Source organism: Streptomyces sp. NPDC001843, from assembly GCF_042891955.1.
Classification (GTDB): domain Bacteria; phylum Actinomycetota; class Actinomycetes; order Streptomycetales; family Streptomycetaceae; genus Streptomyces.
Map to the genome: position 1 here is coordinate 505,210 of NZ_JBIATQ010000002.1, position 19,466 is coordinate 524,675.

The 19,466-nt window shown below is 71.2% G+C and carries 15 protein-coding genes; 9 read left to right on the forward strand and 6 right to left on the reverse strand.

Annotated features, from left to right (window positions below):
• Positions 1 to 134: 134 nt before the first annotated feature.
• Positions 135 to 2,453: a Tat pathway signal sequence domain protein gene (locus ACFYZQ_RS07660; RefSeq protein ID WP_389142784.1), complete on the forward strand. Its 2,319-nt coding sequence runs from the start codon at positions 135 to 137 to the stop codon at positions 2,451 to 2,453.
• 72 nt (positions 2,454 to 2,525) lie between these two features.
• Here ACFYZQ_RS07660 and ACFYZQ_RS07665 read toward each other — a convergent pair whose 3' ends face one another.
• Positions 2,526 to 2,723 carry a hypothetical protein gene (locus ACFYZQ_RS07665; RefSeq protein WP_389142787.1) on the reverse strand — a complete coding sequence of 66 codons (198 nt, stop codon included), beginning with the start codon at positions 2,721 to 2,723 and terminating at the stop codon, positions 2,526 to 2,528.
• A gap of 335 nt (positions 2,724 to 3,058) precedes the next feature.
• Positions 3,059 to 4,441, reverse strand: coding sequence for a PP2C family protein-serine/threonine phosphatase (locus tag ACFYZQ_RS07670; protein WP_389142790.1), 1,383 nt, complete (start codon positions 4,439 to 4,441; stop codon positions 3,059 to 3,061).
• Positions 4,442 to 4,650: 209 nt separating this feature from the next.
• On the opposite strand from ACFYZQ_RS07670, the gene ACFYZQ_RS07675 reads away from it, so the two are divergent.
• From ACFYZQ_RS07675 to ACFYZQ_RS07685, 3 genes are read left to right on the forward strand one after another with little or no spacing between them, the layout of a single operon-like run.
• The gene (locus ACFYZQ_RS07675; RefSeq protein ID WP_389143241.1) at positions 4,651 to 5,403 is read left to right on the forward strand and encodes an SAM-dependent methyltransferase; all 753 of its coding nucleotides are present in this window, start codon (positions 4,651 to 4,653) and stop codon (positions 5,401 to 5,403) included.
• A 30-nt stretch (positions 5,404 to 5,433) separates the two neighbouring features.
• Positions 5,434 to 5,877 (forward strand): DUF6210 family protein, encoded by a 444-nt coding sequence (locus tag ACFYZQ_RS07680; RefSeq protein ID WP_389142792.1) that lies wholly within the window; start codon positions 5,434 to 5,436, stop codon positions 5,875 to 5,877.
• A 57-nt stretch (positions 5,878 to 5,934) separates the two neighbouring features.
• The gene (locus ACFYZQ_RS07685; protein WP_389142795.1) at positions 5,935 to 6,714 is read left to right on the forward strand and encodes an SDR family NAD(P)-dependent oxidoreductase; all 780 of its coding nucleotides are present in this window, start codon (positions 5,935 to 5,937) and stop codon (positions 6,712 to 6,714) included.
• Positions 6,715 to 6,746: 32 nt separating this feature from the next.
• Here the strand turns inward: ACFYZQ_RS07685 and ACFYZQ_RS07690 are convergent, their stop codons facing one another.
• Complete coding sequence (locus ACFYZQ_RS07690; protein WP_389142797.1) at positions 6,747 to 7,034, reverse strand: DUF1905 domain-containing protein; 288 nt, start codon at positions 7,032 to 7,034, stop codon at positions 6,747 to 6,749.
• Between the two features lie 180 nt (positions 7,035 to 7,214).
• On the opposite strand from ACFYZQ_RS07690, the gene ACFYZQ_RS07695 reads away from it, so the two are divergent.
• Complete coding sequence (locus ACFYZQ_RS07695) at positions 7,215 to 9,407, forward strand: MMPL family transporter (RefSeq protein WP_389142800.1); 2,193 nt, start codon at positions 7,215 to 7,217, stop codon at positions 9,405 to 9,407.
• 105 nt (positions 9,408 to 9,512) lie between these two features.
• Positions 9,513 to 10,550 carry a glycoside hydrolase family 43 protein gene (locus tag ACFYZQ_RS07700; protein ID WP_389142803.1) on the forward strand — a complete coding sequence of 346 codons (1,038 nt, stop codon included), beginning with the start codon at positions 9,513 to 9,515 and terminating at the stop codon, positions 10,548 to 10,550.
• A 114-nt stretch (positions 10,551 to 10,664) separates the two neighbouring features.
• On the opposite strand, the gene ACFYZQ_RS07705 is transcribed toward ACFYZQ_RS07700, so the two are convergent.
• Together ACFYZQ_RS07705 and ACFYZQ_RS07710 are read right to left on the reverse strand one after the other, a co-directional pair.
• A complete protein-coding gene (locus ACFYZQ_RS07705) occupies positions 10,665 to 11,426 on the reverse strand; it encodes a hypothetical protein (protein WP_389142806.1) in 762 nt (253 codons plus the stop codon).
• A gap of 179 nt (positions 11,427 to 11,605) precedes the next feature.
• Entirely contained in the window at positions 11,606 to 13,927 is a 2,322-nt protein-coding gene (locus ACFYZQ_RS07710; protein ID WP_389142809.1) for a Tat pathway signal sequence domain protein, read from the reverse strand.
• A gap of 243 nt (positions 13,928 to 14,170) precedes the next feature.
• Here ACFYZQ_RS07710 and ACFYZQ_RS07715 point away from each other — a divergent pair, with 243 nt between their 5' ends.
• Together ACFYZQ_RS07715 and ACFYZQ_RS07720 are read left to right on the forward strand one after the other, a co-directional pair.
• Positions 14,171 to 15,418, forward strand: coding sequence for an SGNH/GDSL hydrolase family protein (locus ACFYZQ_RS07715; protein ID WP_389142811.1), 1,248 nt, complete (start codon positions 14,171 to 14,173; stop codon positions 15,416 to 15,418).
• An 85-nt stretch (positions 15,419 to 15,503) separates the two neighbouring features.
• Positions 15,504 to 16,970, forward strand: a complete 1,467-nt coding sequence (locus ACFYZQ_RS07720) for a glycoside hydrolase family 3 N-terminal domain-containing protein (protein WP_389142814.1) — start codon at positions 15,504 to 15,506, stop codon at positions 16,968 to 16,970.
• Between the two features lie 12 nt (positions 16,971 to 16,982).
• Here ACFYZQ_RS07720 and ACFYZQ_RS07725 read toward each other — a convergent pair whose 3' ends face one another.
• Positions 16,983 to 18,305 carry a glycosyl hydrolase gene (locus ACFYZQ_RS07725; protein WP_389142817.1) on the reverse strand — a complete coding sequence of 441 codons (1,323 nt, stop codon included), beginning with the start codon at positions 18,303 to 18,305 and terminating at the stop codon, positions 16,983 to 16,985.
• 8 nt (positions 18,306 to 18,313) lie between these two features.
• On the opposite strand from ACFYZQ_RS07725, the gene ACFYZQ_RS07730 reads away from it, so the two are divergent.
• On the forward strand, positions 18,314 to 19,303 hold the full coding sequence (locus ACFYZQ_RS07730) for an N-acetylglucosamine kinase (protein WP_389142820.1): 990 nt from the start codon (positions 18,314 to 18,316) through the stop codon (positions 19,301 to 19,303).
• Positions 19,304 to 19,466 lie beyond the last annotated feature (163 nt).

Here is a 19,466-nt window from a genome sequence, read left to right on the forward strand (position 1 = left end):
GGGCGACCCGGTTCGAGGAATAAGAGCCACGCCCATACGTCCGAGCTATCTCGCCATGTTGACGTGCACCAGTCGCGTCTCTACGTTGCAACACGGTATAGCTCCGATGAATCACCGAGCCGCCGGGAGGCATCGTGCCCAGCCCGTCCAGACGTACCGTCCTCACCACCGGTTCCGCCCTGGGCGGTACGCTGCTCGCTTCGAGGCTGCCCGCGCCGGCTGCGGCGGCCGACCGTGCCGAGCCTGCCGCGCACCCCTCGGACCCCTGGCGCACTGTCCTGGACGACGCCGATCTGGTCTGGCAGCGGATGCCGGCCGCCTGGTACGAGGGCCCGTTCCTCGGCAACGGCTTCCTCGGATCGGGGATCTACGCCGAGCCGAACGCCGCGTCGAAGGCTGTACGCTTCAACATCCAGCACTCCGAAGTCCAGGACCACCGGCCGGAGTTCGGCTCCCTCTTCGGTCTGGCCCGGCTGCCGATCGGGTACTTCACCCTGGAGCCGGTGGGCACGATCACCGGCCTCGACTGGCGGCTCGCGCTGCACGACGCCGAGCTGACCGGCACCCTCACCACCGACAAGGGCACTCTGACCCTGCGCGCCCTGGTGCACAACGACCGCTCGGTACTCGCCGTGGAGGTCACGCCCAGTGAAGGCGAGCGCCGGTTCCGGTGGGTGTTCCACCCCGCGGACGCCATCAGCCCGCGCGCCGCCTTCAAGCCGCTGCCGGACGGCTACCAGGGCAACCCGCCCGCCGAGGTCGCCGACCACCACGGTGTGACCGCCGCCGTGCAACCGCTGCTGGCGGGCGGGCAGCACGTCACCGCGTGGCGGGAACGCGGCAGCGGCCGGACACGGACGCTGTATGTGCACGTCGCGCACTCCTACCCGCGCACCACGGCCCTGGGCCGGGCCCTGAAGACGATCCGCAGCACCGCCCAACTCTCCTACTCCGCGCTGGCGGTGAGCCACCGCGCCTGGTGGCACTCCTACTACCGCAAGAGCTTTCTGTCCGTGCCCGACGCCCGGATCCAGCGCTTCTACTGGATCCAGCTCTACAAGGCCGCCTCCGCCGCCCGCCGCGACGCCCCCGTGATGGCGACGAGCGGCCCCTGGCTGGAACCCACCCCGTGGCCCAACACCTGGTGGAACCTCAACGCCCAACTGGAGTACTGGCTCGTCCACGGCTCCAACCACCTCGAACTCGACGCGATCACCCGGGCGCTCGGTGAGTTCAGGGACAACCTCGCCAAGGAGGTGGCGCAGCCCTACCGCGTCGACTCGCTCGGCATCCCCCGCACCACCGACCCCCACCTGGTCAACGGCGCGGCCGGCACGCTCACGGGCTACGGCGTCGGCATCCCCGGCCAGGACCCGCCGACCCCCGAAGTCGGCAACCTCACCTGGGCGTTGCACAACGTCTGGCTCAGCTACCGGCACACCATGGACGAGTCGGTCCTCCGGGACGTCCTCTTCCCCCTGCTGCGCAAGGCGATCAACTACTACCTGCACTTCCTCGAGCCCGGCCCGGACGGCAGACTGCACCTGCCCGCCACCTTCTCCCCGGAGTACGGCGGCGACTCACGCGACTGCAACTACGACCTCATGCTCCTGACCTGGGGCTGCCGAACGCTCCTCGAATCCGCCGAACTCCTCGGCGTCGACGACCCGCTGGCCCCCCGCTGGCGTGAAGTGCTGACCAGACGGGCGCCCTATCCGACGGACGGGAACGGCTTCATGATCGGCGCGGACATCCCCTTCGCGAAGTCCCACCGTCACTACTCGCATCTGCTCGCGGTCTACCCGCTGTACGAGGTGACCGGCCGCACCCCCGACGAACGCGCCCTGATCGAGAGATCCCTGGCGCACTGGGTGGGTTTCGAGGGCGCCCTGCAGGGCTACACCTTCACCGGCGCCGCCTCGATGTCGGCGCTGCTGGGCAAGGGTGAGGACGCGCTGAAGTACCTCGGTGAGCTGATGACCCGTTTCATCCGGCCGAACACCATGTACCAGGAGTCCGGTCCGGTCATCGAGACCCCGCTGTCGGCGGCGCAGTCCCTGCACGACATGATCTGCCAGTCCTGGGGCGGGATCATCAGGGTCTTCCCGGCGCTGCCCACCGCCTGGGCCGACCTGACCGTCCATCACTTCCGTACCCAGGGTGCCTTCCTGCTGAGCGCGGTCCGCCGGGGCGGCACCACTCACTGGGTGCGGCTGGTCAGCGAGGCGGGCGCGCCCTGCGTCGTACGGCACGGGATCGCGGGGCCGGTCGACGTACGGGACGGGCGGGGCCGTCCCCTGCGGCACGCCGACGCCGGCGACGGCGCCCTGCGGATCGTCCTGCGCAAGGGGGAGTCGGCGCTGATCACGGCGAAGGGCGACCGGCCCGACCTGACCGTCGCACCCGTGAGCCCGAACGGGGACGCGCCCCGCTGGGGCCTGCCCCTCACCTGACCGCCGTCGCCGCCCGAACCGGACGGGCCCCGGATCGGACGATCCGGGGCCCGTGGAGGCGAGACGTCGCCGTCAGCCGGCGGAGGCGTTGAGGAACCCGCCGGCAGCGACACCCTCGGGCGAGGCCACAGCCAGGACATCGGCGCAGAGGTCGGCGACGGGCGTCTCGACGTGGAGACCGCCGGAGCCGCCGGCCGAGTTACCACCGGAGATGTTGTCCAGGTCGGCGTCGGAGATCACGGCCGTCTCCACCCGGGGGGCGAGGTTCATGAGGTGCTGTTCCCTTCGCATAGGTGCTTCTTGCGCGGCTCGGTCCACCGCTCGGGTCCCGGTGACGGGATCGGCTTCGGTGACCTGCGCCACGCGAAGGATCAAAGCACGCCCACCAGGGGACGGCGAGTCGCACGGGGCGCGAGCGGCGCACACGGCGAGTTCCGCCTTCACCGGAGTGAGGAGGCGGTGACCGTACCCGCCGACTCCTTCACACGGCCTGCGACGGGGGTGCATGAGCGAGCGCGGCCATCGGCCCCCGGATGGGACACTCCCGCGCAAAACCGCCGTCCGCCGAAGCGCTCTTGAGGGCTGTTCAGGCGCCCTGTGGCCGGTCAGGGAGCGGTGTGCAGGTTTGCCGGATGTTCTGAAACCGGCTGCAACGCGGCGAGCAGCAGCGTCCGGTCGTCCCTCCCGGCCGGGGTGCTCGGGGTGTGCAGCAGTCGCCGGCACAGCGCGTGCAGCGACTCCTGGCTGTGGGTGGTGGTGGTCGTGGCCGAGTCCAGGGCGAGCGCGAGCCGGGCGATTCCCTGGTCGATGTCCGTCTGACGGGACTCGACCAGGCCGTCGCTGTAGAGAACGAGCAGCGCCGGCTCCGGCACGTGCAGCACGGTGGCCTCGTAGGTGCCCGCTCCGAGTCCCAGGGGCAGGCCCGCACTGGTGAGCGTGACGGGGGTGGAGCGCCCGTCCGGGCCACGGATCAGCGGGGGAGGGTGCCCGGCGCCGACCAGGGTGCACAGGCGCCGCCGCGCGTCCCATTCGGCGTAGACACAGGTCGCGAAGGACGCCCCCGGGGTGTCACAGGCAAGCGCGTCGAGCCGGCGCATGAGGTCCACCGGAGGCATGTCGAGCCCCGCCAGGGCGCGGACGGCGGTGCGCAGCTGGATCATGGCGACCGCCGCCTCCGGGCCGTGGCCCATCGCGTCCCCGACGACGAGGCTGATCCGCCCTCCGGGCCGGGGCAGGACGTCGAACCAGTCACCGCCGATGATGTCGCCGTCTCCGGCCGGCAGATAACCGTGGGCGATCCGGCAGCCCGGGAACTCGGGTGCGGCGGCGGGCAGCAGGCTGCCGCGGATGGCCAGCGCCGTGCGGCGCTCCCGCTCGTAGCGGCGCGCGTTGTCCAGCGCCACACAGACACGCGCCGCCAGCCTCTCCACGGCCACGGCGTCCCCGGCCGCGAACGGAGCCCGCGCCGGCCCTCGCGTGCAGGCGATGAATCCCACGGCGACGTCCGCCAGATGCAGGGGAACCACCAGGAAGGAGACCGTGTTCAGCAGGTTCTCGAGACGGCCCTCGTCGTCGTTAAGCGAGCCGAGCCGCTCCGAGGTGTGCGTGTCGACGGCGTCGAGCAGTTGGGTGCGCCGGGTGGCGAGAGCGCGCGCGTACGGGGTCTCGCGCGGGAAGACGATCACTTCCCCGAGCGGCAGCAGCGGCTCCCAGTCGTCGGCGGTGTCCGAGCCCACGCGTATCGCGAGGCGGCGGGCCTCGAACTGCGGCGGGTCCGCGGACACCGAGCTGTTCTCCCCCTGCAGCCAGCGCTCCAGCAGGTAGACCGACGCCGCGTCGCAGAACCCCGGCGTCAGCGCCTGGACGACATGACCGCCGGTCAGCCGCAGATCGAGCTCCGAGCCGATGTCCTCGGCCGCCGAGGAGAAGAAGGACCGCCGGGGGGAGGGCCCTGCGGGGGACACATCGGTGGATACGGCCGAGGGCATCTCGTGGGGGTGTCCACGCGCTTCGTTCCGCAGGGTCGTGCCTTTCCGGATGGGGCCGCGTCGTGCGTGGCAGAGGACGGACACCTCGCCACACCGTCGGTCCACTATATGATGGTGAGTCAAGATCGCCGAGTGACAGGGGAGTTGCTGTGTCCACTGTTGAGGATCTCCCGGAGGGGATCGATCCGGACAAGGCGAGTGTCGCCCGCATGTACGACGCCATGCTGGGCGGGCAGCACAACTTCGCCATAGACCGGGAGGCGCTTGCCGCGTTCACGGCCATCGACCCCCAGGTCCGGATGCTCGCGCGGGCCAACCGCGCCTTCCTGGGCCGGGCCGTCCGCTTCCTCCTCGAGGCCGGGGTGCGCCAGTTCATAGACCTGGGCTCCGGCATACCCACCCAGGGCAACGTCCACGAGGTGGCGCAGGCGGTCAGCCCCGGGGCCCGGGTCGTCTACGTCGACAACGACCCCGTGGCCGTGGCGCACAGCGCGTCGCTGCTGGCCGACAACCCGGACGCCGACATCGTCAACGCCGACATCCGCCGGCCTGCCGACATACTGTCCGCTCCGCAGGTGCGGGGGCTCATCGACTTCGATCAGCCCTTGGCCGTGCTGATGATCACGATCCTGCACTTCGTCTCGCCCGAGGAGAACCCGGCCGGCATCGTGGCCGCCTTCCGCGACGCACTGCCCGGTGAGGGCTGGCTGGCCATGACCCACGCCACGAACCAGGACCGCCCGCGGACGGCGGCGGCCGTGGGGCAGCTGTACCGCTCGCGGGCCAGCTCTCCGGTGACGGCCCGGTCCCGCGACGAGATCCTCGGCTTCTTCGATGGCTTCCGTCTCGTGGAGCCGGGCCTGGTCCACGTACCCCTGTGGCGCCCGGGACCGGAGGACCACGTCCCCGACGACCCGTCCGAGTACTGGGTGTACGCGGGCGTCGGCCGCAGGACGCCGTAGCCCGCCGAACCGTGTGCCACCCTGCTGTTCATGGCTGACGCGGACGACGACCGGCGATACGTCTTGCTCGATCCCGACGGCACGGGCTCGGACCAGGGCTGGGTGTACGTGATCGTGGCGGCGCAGACCGGCGTGGTCTACCAGGTGCAGGGAGGCGGGGTCGGCTGCGTCGCCTACGCACAGGAGGGCTACCTGATCCCCGTGTTCGGACAGCACCTGGACGAGGAACTGCGGGAGATCTTCGTCGGGGAACTGAAGGGCCAGGGGGCCAGAGGGCTGGACTGGCCCCAGGGGCTGCTGGACCGGCTGCGGACCGCGGTCGCCCTCGACATCTACGGCTCCCGCAACCGCGATGACCTGTTCCCTGCCCGGCTGGTCCTCGACGAATCCCGGTCGGCCGAGATCGACGAGGCATGGGTCCCTGTGGTGACACCCGATGGCCCCGGTGTGCTGGTCTGGGAGAACTCCGACTAGGACAAGCGCTCTGGTCGCGGCATGCTGTGGTCGCGGCGCGTCGTCTAGGGTGCGTGAATGACGTCGCAGACCTACCTCTCCGAACTGTTCTCGCTCGACGGGCTGGTCGCCGCGGTCACCGGCGGCAGCTCCGGCATCGGCCGGGCCATCGCCGGAGCACTCGCGCACGCCGGGGCGAGCGTGGTGGTCGTAGCCCGAAAGGAGGCGGAACTGGCCTCCACCGTCGATGAGTTGGCGGCGGACGGCTGCCGGGCTGCCTGGGTCGGCGCCGATCTGAGCACCCGCGACGGCGTGCGCGCGGCGGCCGAGGGGATCACCGCGGCGTTCGGCGAGCCGGACATCCTCGTCAACTCCGCCGGAATCAATCTGCGGCCCCCGATGGGCGAGCTGGGGGAGGAGGTGTGGGACACCACGATGGCGGTGAACCTGGAAGCGCCCTTCCTGCTGGGACAGCGGTTCGGGCCCGGCATGGCCGAACGGGGCTTCGGGCGGATCATCCACATCACCTCCCAGCAGGCGCACCGGGCCTTCGTCCAAAGCGGCGCCTACGGCGTCTCCAAGGGCGCGTTGGAGTCGCTGGCCCGCTCCCAGGCCGAGGCCTGGTCCCCGTACGGCGTCACCTGCAACACCCTCGTGCCGGGGTTCGTCATGACACCGCTGAACACCCGCCTGTCGTCCGACCCCGAGAGGGTGACGGCGCTGGCGGCACGCACCCTGGTCGGACGCAACGGCCTTGCCGAGGACTTCGCCGGCGCCGCGGTGTTCCTGGCCGGCCGAGCCTCCGCCTACGTCACCGGCCAGTCGGTCTTCGTCGACGGTGGTTTCTCCGTGCACTGAAGTGGACTGAAGTGCACTGATGTGCCGTGAAGTCAGAGGCGGATGGTCATCTCCACCGACACCTCGTCGCCCGCCGACAGGCTCTGCGGTTTGCGGACGGCCGTTTTCAGCGGCAGCAGATAGCGGCCGTCCCTGGGGAAGAGCGATGTGGTGAAGACGCTCCCGCCGATCCGGGCCTCGACGGGAATCACGCCCCAGCCGTAGGTGGCCGTCACGGCCACCTCGCGGATGTCGGCGGACTGCTCGTCCGGCACGGCGACGAAGTAGTACGGCGACGGACCACGCCATTCGATCACCTGCCCGGTGAAGAAGAGTTCCACGAGATCAGCCCCAACTCCGCCGAGATCAAATCGCGTTCAGCGTACACGTGACGGCCGGTACGATCGGGTCTCAAGACAACCATTCGACCGGCCCGACGAGTTGAGGGCCGGTCGGGGTCGCCGATGCCGGGGTCCGCTCCCCGGGCTGCGGTGATCTTCCTACCCAGGAGGACCCCCCGCATGTTCCGAAGCATAGGGAACGCAGTCGTCCGACATCCCGTCTGGACGATCGTGGCATGGCTGATCGCTGCGGTGGCGATCGTCGCGACCGCGCCGAGCCTTCCCTCGAACAGCGACGAGAGCAGTTTCCTGCCCAAGAGTTACGAGTCGATCAAAGCGGCGCAGTTACAGGAGAAGGCGTTCCCCAGCGCCTTCACCCCGTCCGCGATCGCGCTGTACCACCGCACCGACGGCGGCGAACTGACCGCCGCCGACAAGAAGGACATCGCCCGGATCACCTCCGAACTGGGCAAGAAGCACATCGACCAGGTGCAGAAGGTCGTCCCCGGCCAGCCGTCCAAGGACGGCAGGTACGCCCTGACCCTGGTCCAGATGGACAGCAAGAACGCCGGCCAGCCCAAACAGGCCGACGCCGCCAAGGTGTTGCGCGACGACGTCAAGCAGCTGGCCAAGGGCACGCACCTGGACGTCAAACTCGGCGGCTCCGCCGCGCAGGCCCTCGACCAGCAGGACTCGTCCAAGCGCGGCCAGGCGCTGATCGGCATCGGCACCTTCGTGATCATCCTGGTCACCTTGCTGATCATCTTCCGGGCGCCGATCCTGGCCGTGCTGCCGCTGGTCCTGATCGGCCTGGTGTCCGCCATCGCCAACGGGCTGATCGCATATGCCACGAAGCTGTTCGACCTCCAGGCCAACAGTTCGATCTCGTCGATCCTGATCGTCGTGCTCTTCGGTGTCGGTACGGACTACTTCCTCTTCCTGATGTTCCGTTACCGTGAACGGCTGCGTGCCGGCGACGACCACAAGCAGGCCATGGTCAACGCGGTGGGGCGGGTCGGCGAGGCCATCGCCTCGGCCGCCGGAGCGGTCATCATCGCCTTCCTCGCGCTGGTGCTGTCCACGCTGGGCTTCCTCAAGCAGATGGGCCCGGCACTCGCCATCGCGGTCGCGGCCACCCTGGTCGCGGGCCTGACGCTGATCCCGGCCGTCGTCTCGCTCATCGGGCCCAAGGTGTTCTGGCCCTCCAAGTCCTGGCAACGCGAGCCGGAAGGCGCCCGTTTCGCCGCCCTCGGCCGTGGTGTGCAGCGCCGCCCGGCGCTGACCGCCGTGGTCTCCGGCCTCGTCCTGGTCGTGCTGTCCCTCGGTACGTTCGGCTACAAGGCGACCTTCGATCTGGCCTCGGGCTCCATGCCCAAGACCAAGGAGTCCATGGTCGTCCAGGACGAGATGCAGAAGGCGTACTCGGCGGGCGCCGCCGCGCCCACCGACGTCTACCTGTCCAGCACCGACGGCAAGCCGCTGGACAAGTCCGCCTTCGACGCGTACGCGAGCAAACTCGGCGCGGTGGACGGTGTGGCGAGCGCCCGCATGACCCAGGTGAACCAGGCCGGCACCACCGCGGACTTCACCGTCACCCTCAAGTACGAGGCGTCGACGGACAAGGCCATCGACGCGGTGGGCAGGGTGCGCGACGTCGCACACTCCGACGCTCCTGACGGCACGGAGGCCCTCGTCGGCGGCATGTCCTCGATCTACAAGGACATCAACGCAGCGGTCAACCACGACTACCGGACGGTCTTCCCCGTCGCCGCCGCCCTGATCATGGTCATCCTGGGTCTGCTGCTGCGCAGCGTGGTGGCCCCCTTGTACCTGATGGCCTCGGTGGGCCTCGGGTTCGGCGCCACCCTCGGCGCCACCGTGTGGATCTTCCAGGAAGGACAGGGTCACTCGGGTCTGATGTTCATGCTCCCGGTGATCATGTACTTGTTCGTGGTCGCCATCGGCACCGACTACAACATCCTGATGATCGCCCGGCTCCGCGAGGAGGCCCGTGAGGGCCGTGAACCGCGGGAGGCGGCCGGCATGGCGCTCCGGCACGCCGGGCCGACCGTGGCCGCGGCGGGCTTCATCCTGGCGGCGACCTTCGCCACGATGATGCTGGCGGGCAACTCGCTTCTCACGGAGATGGGTTTCGCCGTCTCCTCCGGCATCGCGGTCGCCGCGTTCGTCATGGCGATGTTCTTCACCCCGAGCCTCACCGCACTCATCGGCCACGCCGCCTGGTGGCCGGGACACGGCGACCGGGCCGAGGAAGCGGCACCCGGCACAGCCGCCGCGTCCACCGGTTCCGGGCGGCTGCCCGATGAGGACCGGGACGGCACCGCCCACGATCCGTCGGCGCGCCGAGGCTAGGCGGTTCCGCCCGGGCGCGGAAGCTCGGGCATACCGTCAGGAGCTGTACGACGTCGTTGCCGTTGCCGTTGCCGTTGCCACCGGTCAGCGGCAACGCGTCCGCCTATGCTCTCGACCGTGGCCGAAACCGAGATCGAACCGATGCGGCTTCCCGACATGCCGCTGCACGACCCCTTCGTCGTCGCCGACGACCGGACCGGTACCTATCACCTCTACACGTCCAACGACCCGTCCGTGTCGGGTGTGGACGGCATCGGCACGATGGTCTACCGCAGCCAGGACCTGCGCCACTGGACACGCCCCCGCGTGGTCTTCCTGGCCGCCGAGCAGCAGGAGCTGTGGGGCAGCGACGGCGGCTGGGCACCGGAAGTGCACGCATGGAACGGCAGGTACTACCTGTTCACCACCCTGCACAACGAGGACCGGCCGCTGCCGGTACCACCACCCGGCCACTATGGCACGCCGTTCCGCCTCTCGAACCACATGCGCGGCACAGTCACGGCCGTGTCCGACTCGCTGCTGGGGCCCTTCACCGTCGTCGATTCGTCACGCCCCACCCCGCCCCAGCACCTCATGACCCTGGACGGAACGCTCTACGTCGACCCCTCCGGGCAGCCCTGGATGGTGTACGCGCACGAATGGCTGCAGACCGTCGACGGAACCATGGAGGCGATCCGGCTGGCTCCGGACCTGTCTCGGGCCGTCGGAGAACCGGTTTTCCTCTTCAAGGCCTCGGACGCGTTCTGGCTCGGCGAGCAGATCCCCGGCGGTGTACCGCATCAGCTCCCGCCCTATGTCACCGACGGCCCGCAGCTGTACCGGACCCCTGACGGCTCGTTGCTCCTGCTGTGGTCGACGTACGAGAAGAACGTCGCCGGCCAGGACGGCACCATCGGCGGTGGCTATGTGCAGACCTACGCCGTCTCCGAGTCGGGCGAGCTCACCGGGCCATGGCGGCAGCGCCGGCCACTGCTCCGGGACGACAGCGGTCACGGCATGCTGTTCCACACCTTCGACGGCCGGCTGATGATGATCGTGCACCGTCCGTTCGACGACGCGCGGGGCAAGCTGTACGAGATGCGGTTCGCCGGTGACGAGCTGCGGGTGCTGCGGCAGTGCACCGACCTCGACGGTGGTGGGTGACAGCGGTCCGTGTCCGCTGCCGACCACCGGACGGGGTCCCGATCCGGGCCCGGGCGCGTGCGGCGAGGGCACCGCCCTTCACACCGCACACATCCCGGCGGGACCGACTGTGCGCTACGCCGATGCGGCGGCCTTGTCGGCGCCGGCCTCGTCCGCCTCGACGGCCGGTGCCTGGGCGGCCGATTCCGCGTTCCCGGCGCTGGTGTAGAGCACGGTGCGCTTCTGCCGTGCCCGCTCGATGACGCTCTTGGCGACAAGGCGTTCGAGGGTGTTGCGCACGACGTTGACATCCCGGGCGCGCTCGGGGTGCCGCTCCTCCAGCTCGTCACGGACCTCACCGGCCGTGCGCGGCTGACCGGCGTGGCGGTCCAGGATGTCCTTGAGGAGATCGCCCAGAACGGGCTCTCCGGCTGCCTTCGGGGCGGTCTTGGCGGCAGCGGTCTTCTTCGCGGCCGTCTTCTTCGCGGCCGTCTTCTTCGCGGCCGGCTTCTTCTCCGCCGCCTTGGCCGGAGCCTTGGCAACAGGCTTTGCCGGAGCGGCCTTCTTACCGCCCTTACCGCGTGGCTGGGCGGACCTCTTCCGTGCGGGAGCCGGGCTTTGGGGCTGTTCCTTCCTCGGTTGGGGGACAGCTGCTTCCTCCGCTGATCCTTCCACCGCGGCGGAGTCGGACGCGGTGTCCTGCTGCTCGGTGGCGGGCAGGGACTCCCGGATGCCGCTGAGCCACTTCTCGTCCGCCCGGAGCTGCTCCAGCCGCTGCTGGAGATCCGCGATCTGCTCGTCGAGTTCCTGTTGTGCCGCGCGGTTCTTCTCCAGGTCGGCGGAGACCTGTTGTGCGTACCTGCTCCGGATCGGGGTGCTGGCGCTCTCACCATCCATGGCAGCTCACCTTCCTTGTAGGTGTTGTGTTGTGCCGGATGGTACCCACGACTTGTGCCACGAAGCTGGTGTCTTGGACTACTGCCCCTCTGTTGAGTCGATTTCGGGTGAGTGCAAGAGCGTTCGATCGATAATCGGCACCTGCGTCATGTCTTCATGGTCGCACCTGTTCGAGCGGGTTACGGCAGACCCCAGGCCGGTCCTGGTTCGCTGACGGAGACTGGTGCGACGACGAGGTCGGGCCGGGCGCCCGAGTGGACGAGCACCTCCCGGCCCTTGGGCAGGTCGATGGCGAGGGTGCCGTCGCCGAGGTCGTGGGTGCGGGCCGGGGTTCCGTCGTCCAGCAGCACGGTGAGGGTTCCGCCGAGGCCGTGCCGGAGCGCCAGCGGTTCGCCCGCCAGGCTTCTGATCCGGATGAACCGGGTCTTGCCCGCCTTGCGCACGGCGCTGACCAGGAAGGCGCCCTGCGTGCGGAAGTCGTGCAGGGTGACGTCCGCCCAGGCGGACGGGACGGCCGGGAAGACGCGGATCACACCGCCCCAGCTCTGGCAGAACATGTCGTGCAGGGACTGCGAGGCGGACAGTGGTGTCTCGATGACCGGACCGGCCTCGGTGTAGTGCGTGTTGGCGCGGCAGGGGTAGCGGGTGGTCGGGTCGAAGAACTTCCGCAGATAGGTGAGCGCGGTGTCGCCGTCGCCTGTCATCGCGTACATCGAGGCGGCGCCGGTGTAGCTGTAGCCCCGGTGGGCGCCGGTCAGCGCATGCCAGTGGGCCACCGACTTCGAGATCAGGTCGCGGCTCTCGGGCTGGTCCCAGTTGACCAGGTGGAGCGGGTACACCATCAGCAGGTGCGAGTAGTGCCGGTGGGACTGCGCGTACGGGGTGTCCGCGCCGATCATGAAGCCGTTGTCGTCGACCGGATACGGTGTGAGCCTGGCCAGTACCTCCTGCCAGCGCGGCCTCAACTCGTCGTCGATGCCGAGCAGTTCGGCGGACTCCAGGAGTGTCCGGCAACCCCAGCGGATCAGGGCCAGGTCGTAGTTGGTGTCCTGCGGCGGCACGACGGGGTATTCGGGCGAGAGTGTGCTCGGCAGGTGCAGCCTGCCGTCGCTGCCCGGGGTGAGGAAGTGGAGGTAGTAGTTGATCGCCCGGCGCAGCACCGGGTAGATCGTGTCCCGCAGCAGGGACTTGTCCATGGAGTGCCGGTAGGACAGCCACACGTTGTGCAGCGCCCAGGTGAGGTCGCCGGTCTCGGCGCCGGTGCCCGGCCTGCCCACCCCACGGTCGGTGAACATGTCGGAACTGCGGCCGATGCCGGCGCTGTCCGCGCGGTAGGCGGCGGGCACGTTGGCGATGAGCTGTTCCTGGTTCTGCCGCAGGGTGGTGGCGAGCGAGTCGAGCTCCGGGTGGTTGAAGCCGTGGATGAGCCAGTACTCCAGCTGGACGTTGAGGTTCCACCACACCGCGGGCCAGGGTGTGGGCTCCAGCCATGGTCCGGAGGTGGCCATGACGGGACCGCCCGCGCGGCTCGCGGAGGCGACCTTGTAGAGCTGGATCCAGTGGAAACTCTGCAGCCGCTGGTCGGGGAACGACACGAAGCTCTTCCGGTAGAACTCGTGCCACCAGCGAGTGTGCCGTCGCCTGAGAGCGCCGTACGACGCGGCCCGCCGGAGGTTGCGCAGTGAGTCGGCCTCGGCGGCGGTGCCGGAGGGCGAGCTGTGTCCGACGCCGAGCAGCAGCTCGTGGCCGGTGCGTCGGTACGCGGTGGCTGTCTGGCCGCCGCCGGTGAGGGACTGGAGCACCTGCTCGGTGCCGTCGTCGGCGGTCCGGGTGGTCCAGGGTGGGTTGGCGGTGTAGCCGGCGGGCGGGGCCTCGCTGATGTGCCGGGGGCTGACGGCCTCCTCCGGATGGAACGTCCAGGTGACCCGTTCGCCGCCGTCGGCCCTCACACGGGCGGCGAAGACCTCGTCATGGATGAGGGCGGACAGGGTGAGGGTGCCCGCGGTGGTGGTGACGGTGCCGGTCAGCTCCGCGTTCCACAGGCTCAGACGCCAGTCGACGGCGGTGATGGTGCCGGCCGGTTCCAGCGTGAGGTGCCCGACAGGCAGACGGCATGTGCCCCAGCCGCTGCCGAACTCCGGCCGGTGGTCCTGGACACGGCCGTGCTGGACGGTGAAGCGGATCTGGTTGGCGCCCGGTTCCTGGTAGACCATGCTGCCGAGCAGCCCGTCGCCGAGGAAGGGGCCCTCGTGCCAGAGGGTGGGCAGCCGGGTCCACAGCAGGTCCTGTCCGCGCAGGAACCGGTCCCAGGCGCCGTCTGTGGTCATCGTGTCGCGGAGTTTCCAGGCACGCCCGGCCCCTGCGCCGGCCGATCGCACCACCGCCGAGGGCTGTTCGGCGTGGGCCGTTCCGGGCAGGGCCGCGGCCGCCGCTCCGCCGAGGGCGGTGCCGAGCACGGCTCTGCGGGGGACCGGTGAACGGCTCTCCTGCTGCGAGGTCATCGTTGTCCTCCAGAGCTGACGGATCGTCGATACATCGGGTGTATCGGCGAACCTAGGGACCCTTCGTGTGCCTGTCAATAAGCTCAACCTCTCTGCTTTGCCGCATTGTTGGGCGGTTGAGCTCCGTGTTCAGATCGACAACTCCGACACAACTCCTTGACTCATCGGATGTATTGGGGTTGCCTGCGATCGCGCCCCCACTCCCGGGCTCCTTGTGACCTCCGACCGGAAGGACGGCATCCCATGCGCAGAGGCGCCATCCCGTACTTACTGACGGCTCTCGCGGCCGCACTCGCCCTGGCGCTCGTGCCGCCGCCCGCGAGCGCGGCCACGCCGGGCCACCACCACGCAACCGGCCGGCAAGGCTGGACCGGCACCTGGGAGGCCGCCGCGTCCGCCACCACCACCCAGCTCCCGGGCCAGTCGGTGCGCAACGTCGTCCACACCAGCGTCGGGGGCCGCGCGGCCCGGATCCGGGTGTCCAACCGGCTCGGCGCGGCGCCGCTCGAACTCGGCGCCGTGACGGTCGCCGTACAGAAGGCCGGCGCCCCGAAGAGTTCGGACGCGGTGGCCGGGACGGTACGCCAGGTCACCTTCGGCGGCGCCGCCTCCGCCGAGGTCCCGGCGGGTGAGGACGCGGTGAGCGATCCTGTCCCGCTGCGGGTGCCCTCGGACGCCAACCTCCTGGTCAGCCTGTACACGCCCCACGACTCGGGCCCGGCGACGTACCACCGCTCCGCCCTGCAGACGTCGTTCCTCGCCCCGGACGGCGACCACACGGCGGACGACGACGGCACCGCGTACAGCGCGACCACCAGTTCCTGGTACTACCTGACCGGCGTCGACGTGCTCGGCGCGCGGGCCGTCGGCAGCGTCGTCGCGCTCGGCGACTCGATCACCGACGGCTCCGGGTCGACCTCGAGCGCCAACCACCGCTGGCCCGACCGGCTCGCCGCCCGTCTGCGCGCACTGCCGCCGCGCGAACGCCTCGGCGTACTGAACGCCGGAATCGCGGGCAACCGGGTGCTGCTGGACGGCACCGGACCCAGCGCCCTGTCCCGGCTGGACGCCGACGTGCTCTCGCGCAGCGGCGTACGCGCCGTGATCGTCATGGAGGGCATCAACGACATCAAGGGCAACCCCAACCAGACCGATCCCGCTGCCTTCGCGGCCGCCTACCGGCAGATCGTGGCCCGCGCCCACGCCCGCGGCATCCGCGTCGTCGGCGGCACGGTCACCCCGTACGGCGGCAACGGCGGCTGGACCGCGGCCCGCGAAGCCATACGGCAGTCCGTCAACGACCTGGTCCGGCACGGCGGCATCTTCGACGCGGTGGCCGACTTCGACGCCACCGTCCGCGACCCCGACGCCCCGGACCGGATCCTGCCCGCCTACGACTCCGGTGACCACCTCCACTTCGACGACGCCGGTCTCCAGGCGATGGCCGACGTGATCGACCTCCACTCCCTCATCGGAAAGGGCCCGCGCTGATCGGGAGGTCCGCCCACCACACGGCATGAATCATCAATCCATCGATCTGTTGACTTTCGGCTGAACGAGCCACAGGATTTCAGGGGTGACCCACTCCGAGCCCCTGTCCGCCGAGTCGGACGAGGCGGCGCACCGCTGTCTTGTCGCGGGATTCGACGGCACCACAACCGTTCCCGACACCCTCAAGCGGCTGATCGACCGCGGGCTGGGCGGCGTCATCCTGTTCACGCGCAACGTACGGGACGCCGCCCAGGTCCGTGAGCTCACCGACACGCTGCGCGCGCTGCGCCCCGATCTGCTGGTGGCCATCGACAACGAGGGAGGCGGCATCGGCCACCTGGTGCGGGCCGGCGCCCCCGACGTGCCCGGGAACTGGGCGCTCGGCGTCGCCGACGACCCGGAACTCACCGGACGCTGCGCCGACGCCCTGGCCGGACACCTGGCCGGTCTCGGCATCAGCGTTTCCTACGCCCCCGTCGCCGACGTCCAAGGCCGGCCGGACAACCCGATCGTGCGCACCCGCAGCTTCGGTCCCGAACCCGAGCTGGTCGCCCGGCACCTGCGGGCCTGGATCACGGCCACCGAAGCGCGCGGCATCGCGTCCTGCGCCAAGCACTTCCCCGGCCACGGCGGCACCCGCACCGACAGCCACCACGACACGGCGGTGGACCCACGGCCGCGGCAGGAACTCGACCTCGCGCCCTTCCGGGCCGCCGTCGACGCGGGCGTGCCGATGCTGATGAGCGCCCACGTCGTCTTCCCGGCACTCGACCCGGACCACCCCGCCACCCTCAGCCCGCGCATTCTCACGGGGCTGCTCCGCGACGAGCTCGGGTTCGACGGCGTCCTGGTCAGCGACGCCCTGGAGATGAAGGCGATCTCCGGGCGCTACGGCGAGGCGGCCGGCGCCCGGCTCGCCCTCGCCGCCGGAGCGGACCAGGTCATCGTCGCCGTACCCGACCTGGAGACCACCCTCGCCTGCCGGGACGCCGTGCTCGACGCGATCCGGACCGGCCCGCCGGCGCGGCAGCGGGTGACGGAGGCCGCGGGGCGGGTACGCCGGCTCGCCGAGCGGTACGCGGCTCCTTCGGCCGCCGTCCGCGACTGGGACGACGGGGCGGGCCGCGAGGCCGCGCGCCGCGCCGTACGCGCACAAGCGCTGCCGCGGCCGGTGCGGGGCGCCCATGTCGTCGACCTGTTCCCGCCGCCGCACCCCGCGCTCAACTGGGGCGGGGAGGACCTGCCGGCCGAGCTGCGGGCCGTCGATCCGACCGCCACGGGCACGGCGCTCACCCGGGAGCCCGCCGACCCGGAGGGCTTCGCCGAGGAGGTGCTCCGCCTCGCCGAGGGGCGCCCGCTGGTCGTCGCGGTGTGCGACGCCCGGCTGCACCCCTGGCAGGCGCGGCTGCGAGACCTGCTGCTGGCCGGGCGGCCCGACACCGTGCGGGCGTCGACCGGGTTGCCCGAGCCCGGCGACGGGACTGTGTGCTCGTACGGTCGCGGCCGGGTCAATCTGCGGGCGCTGGCCGAGGCCGTGGCGGGCGCCGGCTGATCCGGGCGGCCGTCACGGCAGTCTCACGAGCTCCGTGATGCCCCGCTCAGCGAGGTACTCCCCGTCGCCCGCGCGCTCGGCCAGGACCACCGCCGGGCGTGCCCCCTCGGTGCGCAGCCGCATCCACGCCTCGAAGTACGCGCCGCCCGGTCCGGAGACGGAGCGCGTGCCCGGAGTGCAGTCGAGGACCAGGGCGGTCTCCCGGGGCGGTGCGGGGCGCGGCCCGGAGCGCAGCGCGGCGACGGTGTCGGCGAGCGCCCCGGCGATCGGCTTCGCGCGGCCCGCCGAGTCGAACAGGCCCAGGGTGTACTCGAGCTCCGGGTAGTCGGCGAGGCCGCGGTCCACGTCGTGGGAGCACCACCAGGTCACGCCCCAGAGGTTCGTGCAGCCGGCCGCGTTCAGCAGTGTCGCGCGCGCGAACTCCGGGGCGTCCGCCGCGGGGATGTGCGGTTCGGGCGCACCGGTCTCCTGGACCCAGACCGGGCGGGCGGGATCCTCGGCGTAGGCGGTCGCGAGCTCGGTGCCGTACTCGGCGAGATGGTGCACCTGCGGGGAGCGGGGTCCGTAGCGCCGGGCGCAGTTCGCCGAGAACACCCAGGGGTGCACGGTGGTCAGGTCCCCCTTGCGCGCGCAGGCCTCGGGTGTGAAGGGGTGGTCGTCGCCGTACCAGGCGGCGTCGTACGCGGAGTGCGTGACCAGACCGCCGGCCGCGCCGAGCCCCTCCGCGGCGGCGGCCAGCAGCGTGGCGAGGTAGTGGTCGACCTCGGCCGCGGTGACCGGGTTGCCCTCGACCAGGTTGTCGAGCTCGTTGCCGAGTTGCAGCCCGATGAGGTTCGGGCGGCCGGCGAGGGCGCGGCCGAGTGTGCGCAGGAGCACGGCCTGCGCCTCGATTGCCTCCGGGTCGGTGAACACGTTGCGGTGGTGCCCGCCGCGGGTCCACTCCGGGTAGAAGTCGAAGCTCGACAGATGGCCCTGCACGCCGTCCACGAGGACGTCGAGCCCCGCCTCGGCCGCCAGATCGACCAGGTGGGCCAGCTGGTCCACGGCGGCCGTGCGGACGAGCGTGCGGTTGGGCTGCAGGAGCGGCCAGAGGTGGAACACCCGGACGTGGTCGAGGCCCAGTCCGGCGATCTGCGCCAGGTCCTCGCGTGCGTGCCCGGCGTCGAAGTCGTACCAGGAGTGGAACCAGCCGCGCCTCGGCGTGTAGTTGACACCGAACCGGAGCGGCGGGAGTGCGGGGGGAGTACTGATGGGTCCTCCTCGGGGCGTGCGCGGCGACGCGCGGGCACGAGGCACCTGCCGGGCCTTGTCTGTCGCGAATGTATCAACCACCATGGTCGCCAATGAATAGTGATTTGAACCAGGATCTCGTGGTCGGCCTCGACGCCGGCGGCACCCGCACGCGCGCCGTCCTCGCGGCCGCGGACGACGGCCGTCCGCTCGGCGAGGGCACCGCGGGACCGGGCAACGCCCTGACCGTGCCGGTGCCCCAGCTCTCCGAACACCTCGCCGAGGCGGTCGGCCGGGCCGTCCCGGAACCACGGCGCGGCCGCGTGGTGGCCGTGGCCGGCGGATTCGCGGGCGCCTCCCGGGGCGCCGCGGACGAGCCGGGCCGCCTCAGAGCGCGGTCCGCCCTCACGACGGCACTGGAACGCCTGGGCATCACGGCCGCGTCGGTCGAGGTCTACAGCGACATCGAGGCCGCCTTCGCCGCCGCGCCGGGCAGTCCCGCCGACGGCCTCGCGCTCGTGGCCGGCACCGGAGCGGTCGCGGCCCGGATCTCGCGGCGCCTGTGCACCGCGACCGCGGGCGGCGACGGCTGGCTGCTCGGCGACGACGGCAGCGGGTTCTGGCTCGGGCGGGCCGCGGTGCGCGCGGCGCTGAGGATGGCGGACGGCAGGGGTGGCGAGACGGTGCTGGCCGCGTCGGTGGGACGGGCGCTGGGGCTGCCGGGGGACGTGCTGCCGCGGCCCGGGGCGGGCGCGTGGAGCCGCGCCGGTCGCGAGGCCTACCGCAGGCACCTGCTCCCCGCGGTCATGGCCCCGCCGCCCGTTCACCTCGCCCGGTTCGCGCCGCTGGTGACCGAGGCCGCCCGGGACGGGGACGCGGTCGCCGAGGAGCTTCTCGAAGAGGCCGCCGCCCATCTCGCCGCCACCCTCCTGGCCCTCGCCCCCCGCCCGCGCGAACGGATCGTCGCCACCGGCGGCCTGCTCGGCCCGGACGGCCCGCTGACCGCACCCCTCACCGCCCGCCTGCGCCTCCTCGGCCTGAGCCTCGACTGGGTGGCCGACGGCGCGCGGGGCGCCGTCGGGCTGGCACGACTGAGCATCTGACGAGCCACGGAAGGACCGGCCGTATGCCGACCCCGGAAGACACGGCCGCGCCGGCCGCCGACCAGCACCACACCCGCGACCGCTCCCCGGGCCACGACGGCCGCCCCCTGTACCGGGACCCGGCGGCACCCGAGGACGCCCGCGTCCGCGACCTGCTCGCCCG

What these genes read in the sequence shown, in the direction of transcription:
- ACFYZQ_RS07665 (WP_389142787.1), bottom strand. Translation starts at nt 2,723, where the DNA reads ATGAACCTCGCCCCCCGGGTGGAGACGGCCGTGATCTCCGACGCCGAC.
- ACFYZQ_RS07670 (WP_389142790.1), bottom strand. Translation starts at nt 4,441, where the DNA reads ATGCCCTCGGCCGTATCCACCGATGTGTCCCCCGCAGGGCCCTCCCCC.
- ACFYZQ_RS07675 (WP_389143241.1), top strand. Translation starts at nt 4,651, where the DNA reads ATGTACGACGCCATGCTGGGCGGGCAGCACAACTTCGCCATAGACCGG.
- ACFYZQ_RS07680 (WP_389142792.1), top strand. Translation starts at nt 5,434, where the DNA reads ATGGCTGACGCGGACGACGACCGGCGATACGTCTTGCTCGATCCCGAC.
- ACFYZQ_RS07685 (WP_389142795.1), top strand. Translation starts at nt 5,935, where the DNA reads ATGACGTCGCAGACCTACCTCTCCGAACTGTTCTCGCTCGACGGGCTG.
- ACFYZQ_RS07695 (WP_389142800.1), top strand. Translation starts at nt 7,215, where the DNA reads ATGTTCCGAAGCATAGGGAACGCAGTCGTCCGACATCCCGTCTGGACG.
- ACFYZQ_RS07700 (WP_389142803.1), top strand. Translation starts at nt 9,513, where the DNA reads ATGCTCTCGACCGTGGCCGAAACCGAGATCGAACCGATGCGGCTTCCC.
- ACFYZQ_RS07705 (WP_389142806.1), bottom strand. Translation starts at nt 11,426, where the DNA reads ATGGATGGTGAGAGCGCCAGCACCCCGATCCGGAGCAGGTACGCACAA.
- ACFYZQ_RS07710 (WP_389142809.1), bottom strand. Translation starts at nt 13,927, where the DNA reads ATGACCTCGCAGCAGGAGAGCCGTTCACCGGTCCCCCGCAGAGCCGTG.
- ACFYZQ_RS07715 (WP_389142811.1), top strand. Translation starts at nt 14,171, where the DNA reads ATGCGCAGAGGCGCCATCCCGTACTTACTGACGGCTCTCGCGGCCGCA.
- ACFYZQ_RS07725 (WP_389142817.1), bottom strand. Translation starts at nt 18,305, where the DNA reads ATGGTGGTTGATACATTCGCGACAGACAAGGCCCGGCAGGTGCCTCGT.
- ACFYZQ_RS07730 (WP_389142820.1), top strand. Translation starts at nt 18,314, where the DNA reads ATGAATAGTGATTTGAACCAGGATCTCGTGGTCGGCCTCGACGCCGGC.